This is a genomic window from Flagellimonas oceani (assembly GCF_011068285.1).
GTDB lineage: Bacteria > Bacteroidota > Bacteroidia > Flavobacteriales > Flavobacteriaceae > Flagellimonas > Flagellimonas oceani.
The window spans coordinates 1,241,518-1,257,423 of sequence record NZ_CP049616.1; the positions used below are offsets into that span (position 1 = coordinate 1,241,518).

At 36.3% G+C, this 15,906-nt stretch carries 14 protein-coding genes; all 14 read right to left on the minus strand.

The window, feature by feature from the left end:
- Window positions 1–35: 35 nt before the first annotated feature.
- The 14 genes from GVT53_RS05705 to GVT53_RS05770 all read right to left on the minus strand — a co-directional run bounded on the left by GVT53_RS05705 (window position 36) and on the right by GVT53_RS05770 (window position 15,651).
- Window positions 36–1,274, minus strand: a complete 1,239-nt coding sequence (locus GVT53_RS05705; RefSeq protein ID WP_166247849.1) for a GNAT family N-acetyltransferase — start codon at window positions 1,272–1,274, stop codon at window positions 36–38.
- Complete coding sequence (locus GVT53_RS05710; RefSeq protein ID WP_166247850.1) at window positions 1,271–2,308, minus strand: peptidoglycan bridge formation glycyltransferase FemA/FemB family protein; 1,038 nt, start codon at window positions 2,306–2,308, stop codon at window positions 1,271–1,273. Before GVT53_RS05710 ends, GVT53_RS05705 begins: the two co-directional genes overlap by 4 nt.
- A 112-nt stretch (window positions 2,309–2,420) precedes the next feature.
- Window positions 2,421–3,455, minus strand: a complete 1,035-nt coding sequence (locus tag GVT53_RS05715; protein WP_166247851.1) for a glycosyltransferase — start codon at window positions 3,453–3,455, stop codon at window positions 2,421–2,423.
- Window positions 3,456–3,819: 364 nt separating this feature from the next.
- A complete protein-coding gene (locus GVT53_RS05720) occupies window positions 3,820–4,596 on the minus strand; it encodes an SDR family oxidoreductase (protein WP_166247852.1) in 777 nt (258 codons plus the stop codon).
- Window positions 4,597–4,617: 21 nt separating this feature from the next.
- A complete protein-coding gene (locus GVT53_RS05725) occupies window positions 4,618–5,907 on the minus strand; it encodes an ATP-grasp domain-containing protein (protein WP_166247853.1) in 1,290 nt (429 codons plus the stop codon).
- A 14-nt stretch (window positions 5,908–5,921) separates the two neighbouring features.
- Complete coding sequence (locus GVT53_RS05730; RefSeq protein ID WP_166247854.1) at window positions 5,922–7,184, minus strand: glycosyltransferase family 2 protein; 1,263 nt, start codon at window positions 7,182–7,184, stop codon at window positions 5,922–5,924.
- A gap of 206 nt (window positions 7,185–7,390) precedes the next feature.
- Window positions 7,391–8,137, minus strand: coding sequence for an SDR family NAD(P)-dependent oxidoreductase (locus GVT53_RS05735; RefSeq protein ID WP_166247855.1), 747 nt, complete (start codon window positions 8,135–8,137; stop codon window positions 7,391–7,393).
- Between the two features lie 102 nt (window positions 8,138–8,239).
- On the minus strand, window positions 8,240–8,851 hold the full coding sequence (locus tag GVT53_RS05740; protein ID WP_166247856.1) for a sugar transferase: 612 nt from the start codon (window positions 8,849–8,851) through the stop codon (window positions 8,240–8,242).
- 37 nt (window positions 8,852–8,888) lie between these two features.
- Window positions 8,889–10,025 carry a glycosyltransferase family 4 protein gene (locus GVT53_RS05745; RefSeq protein WP_166247857.1) on the minus strand — a complete coding sequence of 379 codons (1,137 nt, stop codon included), beginning with the start codon at window positions 10,023–10,025 and terminating at the stop codon, window positions 8,889–8,891.
- 71 nt (window positions 10,026–10,096) lie between these two features.
- Window positions 10,097–11,176 (minus strand): glycosyltransferase, encoded by a 1,080-nt coding sequence (locus GVT53_RS05750; RefSeq protein WP_166247858.1) that lies wholly within the window; start codon window positions 11,174–11,176, stop codon window positions 10,097–10,099.
- A 3-nt stretch (window positions 11,177–11,179) separates the two neighbouring features.
- Entirely contained in the window at window positions 11,180–12,256 is a 1,077-nt protein-coding gene (locus GVT53_RS05755; RefSeq protein WP_166247859.1) for a glycosyltransferase, read from the minus strand.
- A gap of 109 nt (window positions 12,257–12,365) precedes the next feature.
- A complete protein-coding gene (locus GVT53_RS05760; protein ID WP_166247860.1) occupies window positions 12,366–12,962 on the minus strand; it encodes a serine O-acetyltransferase in 597 nt (198 codons plus the stop codon).
- A 67-nt stretch (window positions 12,963–13,029) separates the two neighbouring features.
- Window positions 13,030–13,575, minus strand: a complete 546-nt coding sequence (locus GVT53_RS05765; protein WP_240905155.1) for an acyltransferase — start codon at window positions 13,573–13,575, stop codon at window positions 13,030–13,032.
- A 195-nt stretch (window positions 13,576–13,770) separates the two neighbouring features.
- Complete coding sequence (locus GVT53_RS05770) at window positions 13,771–15,651, minus strand: Ig-like domain-containing protein (protein ID WP_166247861.1); 1,881 nt, start codon at window positions 15,649–15,651, stop codon at window positions 13,771–13,773.
- Between the last annotated feature and the right edge of the window lie 255 nt (window positions 15,652–15,906).

The following is a 15,906-nucleotide window of genomic DNA, read 5'->3' on the forward strand; positions in this document are numbered from 1 at the left end:
GCGTTCATTTAAAACCAAGCCACTAAAAAATCCCATTATTGGATAAGCCGGACAAAACTTTCTTTCTCTTTGCCCTTTATTAAATAAAGGGATTCGTGGTTCGCCAATCTAAATATTTTGATATTGGATTCATTTTCGGGGAACAAGTACAAAAAGTCGTAACAAACCCTTTTGAACAATTCATTTTCATTGGACTTGAGGTTTAGTTCTTCCAAAGGAACTTTTGTACAATCAGGACCGTTTTCCTCAAAAGCATATTGTGCTTTTTGCTCTTCTTTGTTTTTGAGCCTGTAAGTGAACCTATGCAAAATATCATTAACCTTTCTTTCCCTCAAAACCTGTTTTAAGGTAAAAAAGAGCTTTAACGAATAAGAAATAGCCCTTGCTTTTAGCGATTTTTTATCGAACCAGATGTGGTAATAAAAATCAAATTGCTTGTTGGCCCAACGTGTTTTATAATCAAAATGACCTTTTGAAAAATCAAGTGTATGCCAACCATTTTTAACGCACCAGTCGATCAAGTACATAATTTTGATACTGCCCAGGTGGAACTTGGTAAAGTCTATATCGAATACTGTAATGGCATCAAATATCCGGCTTTTGGAAAGATACCCCAGCGTTACGCTTATGGGCTCATCGTTGTTGTACATCACAAAGAGTACCGCTTTTTTTTCCAAGATCATGGGATGGGCCACATCCTTGTAAAAATCCCACTCTTCTTTATCCAAATTGTTGTTGCTGATCTGTTTTTCGGCAAAACGTTTTTCCAAAAGATTTCTAAAGCTGGAGAAAATGGAATCGTATTCATTTTGGGACATATCCCCGCAATACGCTTTAAAGGATATATTAAAACTCTCTTCCAATCTCTTTTTGTATTTGCGCAGTTTGTACCTGCTACTTTTTTTAAAAGTTTTGGATAGATAATCATCCAACGATTTGAAGGAGCTTAAATCTATTAAGTACCCGGGATATTGGCGAATGGCATAATGCCCCATGTCTGTCTTTTCAACAGCTTGATTGTTGCTCTCGAAATCTATCACATCGTAGATGAGAAATGTTTTCCCCTTTTCCAGTTCGGTGGATGACTCGCCCAATTCCAAATTGAGTCCTTTGGTCAAGTTTCTTCCGCTATTGATGTAAAGTCCCGGAATCTTGGATTGGTAGAATGATATATTTTTTATAAAGTTGAAGGAGCGGGGTTCCCTATCGTCTAAAAAATGTTTGGACCAAATGGAACAGAATGTAGTTGAGGTAAACGGGTTTGTTTTAATCATTTTGTACTGAGCACTAATTGATTACTGCATCTGTAAAGTGGAAAAAAATCGGAGTTGCCCGTAGCAGAACATTCTTTGGTTATTTTATTGTAGATATTTTTATCAACAATTAATTTCCAAACATAAAAATCTTCCATTTTTTTTGAAAAGGATGATTTGAATTGTAGTAAAGAATCATCCGCACCAGAAAGACCGCCACCTAAATTAAAATAAGCTAAACCTAATTCTGAGGCTTTTAACCTCATTTCATCTATTAAAAGCTTTGTTGGCATTAGTGGCAGGTACTCGGTTTTTGTGCCCGATAGGTGGTAATGTACAATGGAGTCTCTGTAAAAGAACATACTGGCCCCCATTACATCACCAGTTTCATTATGGACGGCTAAAAGTGTTTCTGTTTTGAAGCTGTTGCTTTTAGCTATGTCTTTAAAATATTCATTTTTAAAATAGTACATGGATCGGGCATTGACCCTGTCCATGTTTTCATGATAAATATTGATGAACTTATGGAGCTCTTCATCACTTTTTACCTTTATAATATGGCTACAGCGCCGAGCTTTGTTCAATTGACCTTTTAATCTTTTACTAAATTCTTGACGTTGGAGTTCTATGTCTTTAGCAAGGTCAATAATAACAATTGGGCCTTTTTTATCTATTAGTCCGATGTTTTCCAAAACCTTATGTTGCAAAGGTAAAAAAGGGTTAAGTCTAGAAAAGACGGAAACAATATTGTTGGATTGAAAATACTCCATCAATTCATTGTTAAAATGAATGCTATCGAAGTTTTTTGTTACATTTTTATATACAGGTCCGGCATAGCCGTAAACCGATGTTGCATCTTTAAAGGCTGTATTTGGAATGTCCCTAATTAAAAGAGGCAGGCCAATGTTAATATCTCCTAAAGTATATTTTAACAATACAGGTTTTCCTCCGTCTTTCGCAATCATATGGTAATCGAAAGTGTGGTATAGGTCTGCATCTTCAAAACTTGAGATAAACTCGTCCCAAGGTTTCTTTTCTTCAATAACCTGTATCATTTAAGAGAGGAGTATTTATATTGTTTTTCTTTAGAGTATCTGTTTTTTTGAATATCCATCATCAACAAATACTTTATTAATTAAATAAACAAGTGTTTAAGTGTTGGTTTTTTTAAAGTACAGATGCCTTTAATCTATTTAATTTAAGGCCTAGGTATAGCAAAACTTTATTGTTGAATACGGGTATAAAGGTAAAGTTGTACAACGTTCGAGTTTTTGGACCTCCAATACCTCCAATTTTTCGATTTATTGGATATACCTCCAATTCCTTTAATTTAATCAATATTTTATTTAAGTCTTTAAAACGAATTGCAGGACATCTGAATGCTTTCAAAAAAATGGTAAACACAAATGATTGCTGTTTACTTTTATAAATCTTCACAACTTTTTGATAGTTTTTGTCCGAACGGTCCAGGCTTTTGATTAAAACATCAAACCGTCCAATGGCATAAACCAAATCATCAATAAACTTAACAATATGTGCCTGTTTTTTATTGGTTGTCGCAGAATTTTCAACTTTAACAAATCGGTGGACATCAAAGTTTATTTTGGATATTCTCTTGGGTCTTAATAATAGTGTTGCCGTAAAAATGGAGTCTTGGATAAATCTACCTTCGGTAAATTTGATACCTGTCTCTATCAGGAATTCCCTGTTTATGATATACCACCATGCCTCATTCCTGAAGTTTCTTTCTGCAATGAACGTTATGCCATCCAAAATGACAACAGTTAAGTTTTCTGGATTTTCGGTGGTAGAATTGGGTAAGAATTCGGTGTTATTTACATGTTTCGTGTTAAAACCAAGAATATCAAGGCTGTTTTGTTCACTGATTTCAGCAATAGGTTTCAGGGTGTCCTTGGCAATGTAATCATCTGCATCCAGGAAGTAAACATAGGCGCCTTTTGACATTTCAAACCCTGTGTTGCGTGCAGCTCCGGCACCACCATTTTTTTGGCGGTGCGCCACCACGTTCGAATATTTTTCTGCATAAGTGCATGCAATTGCATAGCTTGAGTCTGTAGAACCATCATCAACTATTATGATTTCATACTCCTCTGGTGGAAGGTTCTGATCAAGGAGACTATTTAAACAGCGATCAATAAATTTTTCCTTGTTGTACAATGGAATAACTATGCTTAACCTCATTATGATGAATTAATTGTTTGGGGTTGTTTTGGATGGACAAAAAGAAGAAAATATATTTTTTGCTTTCAAGGGTTTTGATTTAAGGTTGGTATTTTAGAAACAATCCATCTTTCTTAAAGATTATAGCAGTAAAATTATCACACAGAATAGATTTGACAAATAAAACGGTCTTGTAACAATTTTAATAGATAAAATGCTTCTGTAAGAGCCTTTGTGACCAATATTTTTTATGAAATTTCCTTGAAGTCCAACTTTATCCCATAGTGATTATAAATTAGATTTCAAGATTTTTCAAAAAAAGAAAATACCCCGAAAAAACGGGGTATCAGATTTACTTATTTTTAAAACTCAAGCTTTATTTGGGTTACCTGGCAAGATAACCACCATCAACAGGGATCACGCATCCTGTAACATAATCACTGGCTGCAGAGGCTAAAAAAATGGTCAGGCCTTTCAAGTCTTCCCCGGTTCCCCATCTTTTCATAGGTACACGTAGGAAAACTTCTTCTGTCCGCTTTTTGTCATTAATAAGTGCGGTGTTCAATTGTGTGTCCATATAACCAGGGGCAATGGCATTCACACAGATTCCCTTGGCTGCCCAGTCGTTGGACAAAGCTTTGGTCAATTGACCAACCCCACCTTTAGAAGCAGCATATGCGGGAATGGTTATGCCCCCCAAAAAGCTCATAAGCGATGCGATGTTTATAATCTTTCCGCCACCATTTTTGAGCATTGTGTTACCAGCGTGCTTACAGTAATAAAAAGTAGCGTCTAAGTTTATTGCTATTACCTTGCTCCATTCCTCATCTGGGAATGTTTCACTGGAATACCTACGTTGGATACCGGCCGAGTTGATCAATATATCCAATTTGCCTCCTAAAGCTTCCAGAGCGGCATCGTACGATTCTTTGATTTCCGATACTTTGCTTACGTCGGCCTTGATAGGGGTTACATGGACCAATCCCGTATTTTTAAAATCTTCACAGATTTTAAAAATACGGTCGTCAAAATCTATCACCACTGTTTTGGCACCTGCTTCCAATAATGCTTCTACCATTGCTTTTCCTAGATCTCCTGCTCCTCCAACTACAATGGCTGTCTTATCTTTTAGACTGAATTTTTCTAATATGTTTTGTCCCATTCTTTATTATTGCGATAATTTTTAATTAAAAATATAATCTTGGGTATTCCATGGCTTTAACCATTCAATGACCATATCGTTACCTTCTGGGTCGGTTACTTTTAATACATTTTTTATATCCTCGATAGTTTTATTTATCTCAAAGATCGAATCTCCAGATGTATATATTCTGTAAAGTACCTGTCTTTCGGTTCCTAACCATTCTTCTTTTATGCTCTCACCTTCTTGGAATCTCTCAACAATAAAGTTTACGTTCTTATGTGACTTTACTTTTTCGAAACCTTCAATAGATTCAATTTTACCGGATTTTAATAATACCCATACAGAACAAGCAGCTTTGCCATTCATCATATAATCGTTCTTGTCGGAGAAATCATCATCCCCAAACACACCGGTGAGGGCATAGTTAATGAGCATTTTTCTGTGGTCGAACCCATTAATATGTTGAAGGTGAATATGTGGGGCTTCCCCTTGTAGCCTGAACCCTGGATCATAGCTATAAAAAACATTGTTTTCCACAAAAAACTGAATATTAAGCACCCCTGTTTCAATATCCAATCCCTTGAACATAGCGGACAGTTTTGGATGAACTTCTTTCACAAATATGTCGCTATACTTTGAAGGGTAAACGGTACCTATTGCAATAGGACTGGAGTCCCCTTGCATTCTGGTAAGATATCTGTCATAAGTAGCAGAAAGGTAGGGTACACCATCTTTAAAGGTGTAATAAACGGCCATATCATCACAATGCGAGTCCATGTATTTTTCGACCAGTACCACTCCCTTTTTTGAAAACTTGAGGACATTTTTTACAGTAGCAATATAGTCTTCTTCGTCCCTACATATTTTCATACCGACTCCTCCGCCACTGTCTACAGGTTTCACCATTAACGGAAAATCAATATTTTCCGGTTTTTTTATGTCATGATCGCTCGTCAAGTAAATACCGGGAATATCTTGCACCCCATATTCGGCACAATATTTTTTGTAGCCATCCTTGCTACAAAATGCTTCTATTGTTTTTTCATTGGCATAGCAATGAAAATTAAGTCTTTCACAAATCTCTCTATATGGTTTTACAAGAATGTCGGCGACACCCACCAGTACTCCATCTACTTCACGTTCTTTTGCTACAGCAACGATGCCGTCTATATCGAAACCATCGATATCGTAGGTTTCCGAAGCATTTTTTTTGGCAGGAGCCTCAGGGTTGGGGTCGATCACAATAGTATATATCCCCATTGATTCGGCAATATCGACCAGGACCCCTGTTTCAGGATTTCCTCCCAATATGATAAGTTTTTTTGTCATGAGTTTAATTCGGTTTATGTAAATTTTAAATCGGATTCAGTTTTGGTCCAATGAGTATATATAAAGTCATGGTTGAACCCCAGTTGCGTCAGTAAATTTCCAATTTGTCCTTCATTTGTATTGATTTCAACAAATTTATCCTCGGTAATTCCCATGAGCCCCAGCTCCATTTTAATAGAATCATGTATGGATGGGTCTATGGTCGCAATTATTAAAAAGTCAAACTCTTCGTTATTTATAGAACTAAGAGGTTTAACGACATTTCCACCAACATTTAAATGATGATAATCGACATCTATCCATTTAATAATTTTAAAGTAACCTGTTTTTGTATTGGTAGAAAGAATATGTTGCCCAAACGAACCAGAGCTATATACCACGACCTTGGAATTTTGGTTCACATTTAAAAAAGGGTTGAACAGAATTTTTCCGGATTGACTATAAATTAAGCCACCAGATCTTACAAGGATTTGAGAATAAAGGTAAAACTTAAGTTGAGTAGACAAGTTTTCAGGACTAAGAACACCGCTGAGCTTTTCCTTTAAAAAGCTCATAAGCAAACCAAGCCGATAATACTCCATTTCCGGATTCTCTATGGATTTTACGATGGAATCGTGTCGTTGTCTATAGTAGTAAAGGGGGATGCCGCTAATGGTTAGCTTTTTGGATACGGACAAATATGCATAAGTAATTGCCGCATCCTCTCCCATAATAATTTCGTTGGGAACGTCATATAGGATTTCCTCCAATAATTCTCTTTTAAAAAGTTTGTTCCATACATATGTAGAAATTTCATGCTCACAAAACCTGCCATTATAAATAGCTTTGGGAAGTATCGAATCCCGAATCTCACCTTGTTCAAAAATGCCCGTCAGTTTAGGTTTTATGGTTTCTATTTTCCCGTCAAATTCCCTAAAGTGGCCAGTAACCACCAAATCGGAATCGTTGGCTTCTGCAAGTTTGTAAAGAACATCCAAATAGTAATTGTCGACCCAATCATCTCCATCAACGTAGGAAATATATTTTCCCGAAGAATTTTTAAGGCCTTCTTTTCTAGCGCTTAACAACCCACCGTTCTCTTTGTGGACCACTTTGATCCTTGAATCAATTTTTGCATAATCATCACAAATTTTAGGGCAAAGATCAGGACTGCCATCATTGACCAATATTAGTTCAAAGTGGGGGAAAGACTGATTTAAAAGACTGTCAATGCATTTGGGCAAGTAAGCCTCTATCTTATAGATAGGAACAATGACGCTGATTTTAACAGTATTCATAGGTTAACTTTTATTTGATTTGTCCCGTTCGCATTACTATTCATATTTTGACATTGTTTTTATTATATTTATCGGTACAGCACTCAATCAATAACTTGTCTAACTAAAATATAACTGAATACATCTTTCGGATTTTTTTATTTGATATAAAACCTTTTATAAGTTCTGATTTTGGGATGATAAGAAAATTTGATGCCATAAAGTCGTTAAATATATTCTCCACCCGTTACTCTGATCAATGAGCCGGTAGTCATAGAGGATTCGTCGGAAATTAAATGCATTACCGCAGGTATCGGGTCAAATGGGCTCAACATTCTGCCCATGGGTATAATTCCGGAAGCTTTTTCTTTTAGGCTTTCCTCGGTTATTCCTTCTTTTGCCCTTAGTTCAAGTTCCCCTTCAGTGTTGGTCCATCCCATCACTACATAATTGGACCTGACTCTGTATTTTGCATAATGACGGGCTATATGGGTAGAAAGTGTGTACAAAGTACTTTTGGTAAGAGCATATGGCGCCCTATCGATTTCCCCATAATCCATATGTGCAGAACCAAAAAATATTATAGACCCAGAAAGCTTTTCAACCATTGACTTTAGAACATGTCTGACCAAAAAAAAAGGAGCTTTTAGGTTGACATTAAAAACCTCGTCGTATGTTTTCTCATCTGTGTCCAATAAGGAAGATACAGGAGTTATTCCCGCATAAATGACCAAAGCATCTATTCGGCCGAACTTTTTAATTGTTTGCTTGTAAAAATTTTCTATTTCTACAATATTGTTCAAGTCCAGTTTATGGAAGTAAGCTTTATTTTCAGATTTTGTGGATTGGATTATTTTTTTCCCCATCTCCAAGTTTCGTCCGCAAAAAGATACATTGTATTCTTTTTCCAAGCAGGAATGTAGAATTTCTTTGCCCACTCCTTTGGTTCCACCCAAAATCATCACTGTTTTCATAGTTGAGGTTGCATCAAATTGTTGACATCCAAAACTAGTCAATTATTGTTATTGGAATGATTTTATTCTATGAAGTTACTTAAACACTCTTTGAATTGTAACTTAAACTTTTGGGGTTCCCATGAATCTTTCCATTGTATCGCTCTCACTGGCAGATACACCCTCTCTTTTAAATACCTTTTGAACCGTTTTTATAAGAATTTTAAGGTCTGTGTAAAAACTTATATGGTTCACGTACCAAACATCCAATACAAATTTCTCTTCCCAGCTTATGGCATTTCGACCATTGACTTGAGCCCAACCGGTTATTCCTGGTTTTACATCATGCCGTTTTGCCTGTTCCTTGTTGTATAAGGGAAGGTAGGCTACCAAAAGAGGCCTAGGCCCTACTATGGACATGTCTCCTTTTACCACGTTGATCAGTTGAAGCAATTCGTCCAATGATGCACCTCGTACAAAGCTGCCTACCTTGGTAATACGCTGCATATCTGGCAGTAGGTTCCCATCCTTATCCTTCTTGTCATTCATTGTCTTGAATTTGATTATGGTAAAAATCCGTTCGTTTTTCCCAGGTCGTTTTTGAAAGAAAAATGGCTTGCCATTATTTGCTATGGCAAGTAGAACAATCAGGATCAGCAATATTGGTGACAGAAGAATGATAGCAAACAGTGAAACAAAAAAATCTGCAAATCTTTTAATTACTTTCTCGTACATATTGATTGAGGTTTTGGAATGGGAGGGAAGGCTTCTACTACTTTGTTAGGACTGAATTAATATTATCAACTAAAAAACTATTAATGATGTTCACATCAAATTTTTTCTCGGCCAATTTTCTACTTTCTTTTCCCATTGGTTCAATGGTATTCGGGTTATCTAGAAAATATCGGCACGCATCCACTAAGGCATCAAGATTGTTAGGGGGAATCAAAAAGCCATTTTTCCCTTCAGCTATTGTTTCCCTACAACCTGGTGTATCTGTTGTAATAACAGGCATGCCTATGGACAATGCCTCCAATATGGACCTTGGTACCCCTTCTCTATAAAAGGTTGGTAGAACAAACACATGCATATCTTTTAAAAATTCGGGCACGTTATCCTTGAGGCCATGGAAAATAATGGTTCCTGAATCGTGCAAGTGGTTTAACGACTCCATTTTGATTCCAGAAGGCGAATCGGCCATACCGCCTATAATGTGAAATTCTGATAAAGGATAATTTGCCTTTAGTTGACTGGCTGTATCCATGAACAATTGAATGCCTTTTTCTTTGATTAATCTTGCGACTATAACAAATTTTACTTTTTGGTCTTTAGCCTTTAATGTACGATGGGGGTAGCGTTCAAGATTTACTCCGGATCCGTTTACTATGTCGGTTTTTTGATTTTTAGAAATAATCTTGTTATCCAAGAACAATTGTCGATCATCTTTGTTCTGAAAAATAACGAGCTTGTTTTTCCTTAAAGAATATCTGTACAGAGCTTTACTGATTTTTTGAAGGAACTTTGCCTTTCTAGAAGCTCCGCTAAACGTGAAACCTAATCCTGTGATCAAAGATATGGTTGGGGTGTTGGTCATACTGGCTGCAATGGAGCCATAAACTACAGGTTTGATTGTGTAGGGAAAAACCAGATCAATATTATTATCTTTAATAAGATTTTTAATCTGGAGTATAGATTTGAAATCCTTCATAGGATTTAGGCCTGTTCTGTCCAGATCAAAAGGGATATAAGTAGCCCCAAGTTCCGACAAATGTTTTGAAACTTTTTCTGAAATATCAGGTGCAGCAGCATAAACTGTATAACCTTGCCTTACTAGTTCCGAAATAAAGTCGCCCCTAAAATGGGGCAGTGAATTTGCCAATGAGGCAATGATCAACACATTTTTTTTCATTTACCAGAATATTTTTTAATTATGGTATGTATTAGAATTTTGTAAAGGTTGGTATTTTGGATCAGAACCTTTTATTCTTTTTGATATAATGTCTGATATTGTCTACACATGGTAATTATATCATATTTTTTTGCCCGCTCTTGAGATTTTAAGGCCACATTTTCTTGAAATATTTTATCGTCCATTAATTTTTGGATATGTCCTACAAGACTATCCATGTTATCATCTTCAAATAAAAGTCCTGCCCCTTCTACAACCTCGGTAAGACCAGGTACATCGGATGCCAAAAAAGGTTTGCCCGATGCCAATCCTTCTACGCTTGAAAGTGAAAGTCCTTCAAAGTGGGATGACAAGATTACAAGGTCTGCTGTTTTCAACAATCTTGGAACATCTTTTCGAACGCCCATAAAATGAACTCTTTCCTGCACACCGATTTTTTGGGCTAGCTCTTCGGACTGTTTACGTAAAACCCCATCTCCTACAAGCAATAAAAAATAGTTTTCCGGTAGCCTTTTTAATGATTTGATCAGAAAATTTTGATTTTTTTGTGCAGTGAAACTGGATACCTGTATTATGGAAATAGCGGAATCCGTAAGTCCTAGTTCTTTTTTTGGATATGGTTGGGCCATATTGATCTCTTTAAGGTCTATACCGTTATATATTTTGGTGAGATTCTTAAAACTCTTTCCCAAGTGCTCTTTAAGGTTTTTATCGACTGAATCGGATATGGTAACTATCTCATCGAACCTCTTGTAAATTACCTTGTCCAATATTTTGAACACCTTTGATTCTCTTCTTCTATTAGTAGTATTGTGTTCTGTGTATACCAGTTTGTAATTTTTGCCAAATAAGGAAGCTATACCGGCCCAATACAAACACGGAAACAAATGAACATGAACAATATCATACTTTTTGAAATATTTGTTCAATTTTAAAATGTGTAGCGGGTTGTATACACTACCGGTATCACTCAACCAAAAAACGTTGATATTGGGATGGTTCTTTAATTTGGAGACAAAAGGTGAGTCTACATTTCTTAAAAGAAGGATGTCAACATGCACACCCATATTGGAGTGGGTAATAGCAGCATCCACAAGTAGTTTTTCAGCTCCGCCGGCTCCTAGCGAATTGATTAGTTGTAATACTTTCATGATTTATCTTTGCAAAACTTCCAAAAAAAGATTTTCGTATTCTTTCAAAATTTTTGGGGCGTTAAATTTATGGGTAACGGAGCTGCTTACAGTTTCCGGGGCTAGCTTTTGTTCCAACAGTAAATTCAATTTTTCCACAAATTCAGTTTCATTTTCAACAATATATCCGTTGACCCCATTTTCAATTATTTCATCAATTCCCCCCAATGCTCTGTACACTATGGCAGGGGTTCCTGTTGCGCAGCTTTCGAGTAAGGCATTAGGAAAACCTTCAACATAAGAGCCTTGCAAATAAACGTTTGATGATTTCAAATATTTGGAGACATTTTTGGAGAACGGAATATGGATTAGGTTTTTCTCCAATCCAATTTCTTTGGCGAAATTTAAGATTTCATCAGCCTTCTCTCCGTCGCCCAAAAGCGTATATTCAAATTTCCCTTTGTATTGTGCAAGTGCACTTAGAATCCTCTTGTGTCCTTTCCTATCAACCAAACTCCCCACAGTTATAAATTTAGGAACGATGTTGTTTGGATTTTGTGATTTTGGGGTGAAGGAGCTTGATACAGGATTGTTGATGATTCTAATTTTTTTGTTGGGAACATCAAAGTTTTCCTTCATATCTCTGGCCATGTCTTTGGATTGGCATAGTATAATATCCAGTAGTTTGTATGAGTATTTGGTAAAATCGAACAATGAATACCAACTTTTTGAAGGCTGTATCTGGGTAAGTACACTAATTACATTGACCTCTCTTCCTATGAAAACCGTTTTTCTGAAAAAAACAGATTCAAATGCCATAATTGCGTTAACGTGTCCTATTGCACTGATTACAATGTCAGGTTTTTGTTTCTGCAGTAATGAGAATATGGGAAAGAATGAATATAATACCCTGCTTTTTTCTAAAAATAGTACGTGCGTGTTTTCTATTTTGTAAGAGTAATCTTTTTTACTTCCGATAACTACCAATGTGGTTTCGAACAAAGTTTGGTTCAAATTTTGAGCCACAAAGGACATTACGCGCTCAGCACCACCGGCTCTCAATGAAGGAATAACAAAAAAGACTTTGTATTTTTTTTTCATATTTTGGAATTCATCAAGCCGTTCTATAAGTCCGGCTGTTAAGCGATTTAATTTTAGTTGTAGTATTGAGAAATGGTAGTTTAAAGAGGTACAATTGAGCGTTTAAAACCTAAAAAGACTTGTTTTTTAAATTTGGTATGATATTACTGACATCAATTTCTTTGATTTTTTTTGCTGGTGACCCTGCAATTAAAATGTTGTCCTCTAAAATAGATTTGTTCACAGTGGAATTTGCCGCTATGGCAATATTGCTTCCCAATGTAATATCTCCAAAAATTTTGGCCCCTGGTCCAATATAGACATTATCCCCCAATATTGGTGCTTTCGGTATCCCTCCAGATGCACCGATGTTCACGCAAACATGAATTCTACAGTTTTTGCCAATCCTTGCCTTGGAATTAACAACGATAGTCCCATAATGGGCAATGGAGAGCCCTGGTCCAAAAACGTTTTCAGGAATGCTAAAAGAAAGCTTAAGAGCAAGCTTTCGATGTCTGGATTTTAACCAAAAATAATAGGCCTTGTTGATAAAACCTTTTTTACAGTTTTTATAATATTCGAGTTTTCGCAATCTTTTTTGAAACTTCCAGATGTAATTGGGAGCTACTAATTCTCTTATATATAGCGATACCCCTGATCCGTGGATACTAAGTGCAGCCTTGTCGGCTTTGAGGTATTCCTTGTATTTAATTTTTGAATCGATCACAGTGAAGGGAGGTTGGGTTAGTGTTAATAAAGAATAAATTCAAATATGTGGAAATATCGGAAATTTCTTAAGCGTTCAAAAAAGGTTTAAAATCTTCTGATACCACCTCCAATATACGATCTTTAAACGATTTTTTATGATCCATTTCTGATTTGGAAATATACTCTTTTAGCACTTTGTTCCTATAATCCTCCGTTTTACCAATGATTTTGGCAGGATTTCCCCCGACTATATAACCTGATGGTACGGATTTCGTTACAACGCTACCGGCTGCAATTATTGAGTTGCTCTCAATTTTGACTCCGGGCATAATAATTGAGTTTAAACCTAAAAATACGTTGTTCCCGATTACAACCCTTGCAAAATATTCCCTTCTTCCTTTCTCATCTTCCATCAGCCAAGTGGCACCATCATGCGTAATAATTCTAACTCCGGATGTTACGGTAACTTTGTTTCCAATTTTTATCAGCCATGGTTCTGAACCAAAGTTGGAAGTCAAAATACGACAATTCTCACCAACTTCGACTCCAAGATATCTGGCATAATCGACCCCGGACATGGTTAGCCGATAGTAGTAGTTTTTAATTATTGAGGTTATTTTCTTTAAGACCATTTTAAAAATATAATTCTATTTAACTGTGCAGTAAATAAGTGCAAAGGTGAAACTTAAATTATAAATTTCGCCAACAATTAATTGTACAACGAGGAAAAGTCCGATTTTGTTGTAAAAAACCTTAAAATGGAAAATTAAGTTTGTGTAAACAGATTAAGAATCTGGGCAATAAAAAGAAGAAATTGGACCAGTTAATTAAAAATCTACTTGGGCCATAAATTCTTCTATGTTTGTATAGCCATCACCGTCATAGTCACCTCTATAACTTTGTTGTAGATTACCAAATGTTCTAATCTCCCAAGCGTCGGCCATACCATCTTTATCGGTATCATAAAAGTCTGGCCGCGTTTTATGTGGAATGTTGGGTAGGACCCAATTAGAAATGTTCTTTGGTTGATAGTCTAAATTGTTTGTTACTATGGATAATTGGTCGGAATCAAAAGAATCTCGGTACGTCTTAACGTATCCGTTATTGTCTATATATTTATAAGCACCGACATCACCTTTTTTGGCCAATATTTCAAAGGCCTCTTTGGCCGATACTACTGGAACAGGATTTGGAAAACCATGGTTGTGCTTATTCTTTGTAAAGTATGAAGATGGAGCCAATATATTAGCATCCAAAGTTGACCACATTTTAGAATTATCTTCTATAAGATTGCCCAAAAGTGTTATTGAAATTTGACCGACCTTACCATCAAAAACATTGGAACTTGCATAAATAGAAGGATTCCCGGATGTTCTATCATTAACATCTATTCTAACCTTGTCTGGCGTGGTGCTCTGTCTTTGGTAGTAATTTCCTTCAGAATTTAATCTAAGGGAATGATAGACGGAAGTATTCTTCGAAGGAGTATTATGAATAACGTTATTGATTTTTTCTGCTCTTCCACTAAAGGCTAAATTAGGTGTCCTATTTACACCTGAGAATATATTGTTGTGCCAGCTTATGGCATCTACCAATTCTTCTGGATCTCCATCCCTGTTTGGATTGATTTCCACATATCCACCAGTGTTGGAATCTTGGATAAAGTTGTGTTGAAAGGTCAAATTTCTTAAGCCGGTGCCTTTTGAAGCATGGGATTGGTCTATATATGCCCCAATTGCTTTATCTTGGGCAAAGGATAGGGAGCAATGATCAACAATAATATCCTCTCCTCCATAAAACAATAGTCCCCACGTAAAAGCATCATCTTCGGTCGTTGCAACCCCATTTCTATCATAAATAGGTCGGCTTCTCAGGTATCTAAAAATCAGGTTTTTATTATCTCCATCACTACCATCAAACCTAACGCTTCTCTCTGTTAAAGTGATGCCACCTTCTGGAGCCGATTGGCCAAAAACAGTTTTATTGTTTACTCCACTAAAGCCGTCGTACCACCCCTTGCCTTTTCCCATACGGATGTCACCCGATACATCAAAAACAATATAACCTATTTTTTCTTCTTGCAATGCAGAAAACAAACCTCCGGTATAGTACTCGTCATTTCCTCCTGAACCATTGGAGTGATAGGATAGGGGGGCGTAAGGATCAAGTGTGTTCACAATTGCCAAAACTTTACCTCTACCTCCTGTTGCCATAGAACCTGGCCCATAAGCAGATGGAAAAGCTTTCAATGTCCCCATTTCCTTTCCGGGGTCGTTAACGTATTGGGTTTTTACGGTGACAAAAGCCTCTTTTTCTTGTGTTTTGCCGTCAAAAGTTATGGAAACTGTATATGAAAATTCGTCGGTAACTACATCTCCGCTACCTTTATCGCTATATATAGTTGGGGTATATGCCAAAAGGTTTTCTTCATTTATGCTTAAATCGCCCTCTTGTGCAACAGAGGTCTTTATAATTGATACTTGTGTGTTTTCGGGAATAGTATCATTATGAAGTACATTAAAAAGGTGTACGGAATTGACAGCGTTGATTGTATATTCATCATTGGCTAGTTGGAAAATTGCACTGCCTTCACCAATTTCACCATCTTTATCTTTTTCGGAATTATTGATGTCCTCTTCAATAACTTCCGTAAATAAATCATTATCCTTGCTGCAAGCTAGGGATAAGAATAGGAAAAATAAAAGCATACACTTTTGAGTAATGGATTTTTGGGGTGCCATTCAACAAGAGGTCAAGGGGTTATAGGAACGATTAAGATTCGGGACGCTAAAATAATACCCCCATCCAATATTTCGGTGAAAACTTACTTTTTTTCGATGAAATACACTTTTTTGAACGGATTGAATTAAAATTTTGGTGATATGTGATAAGTGAACTTAGTTTTTATTACTATATAAAGTTTTCATACCAAACTAAGATATTTCCTTATAGTCCATATTTTG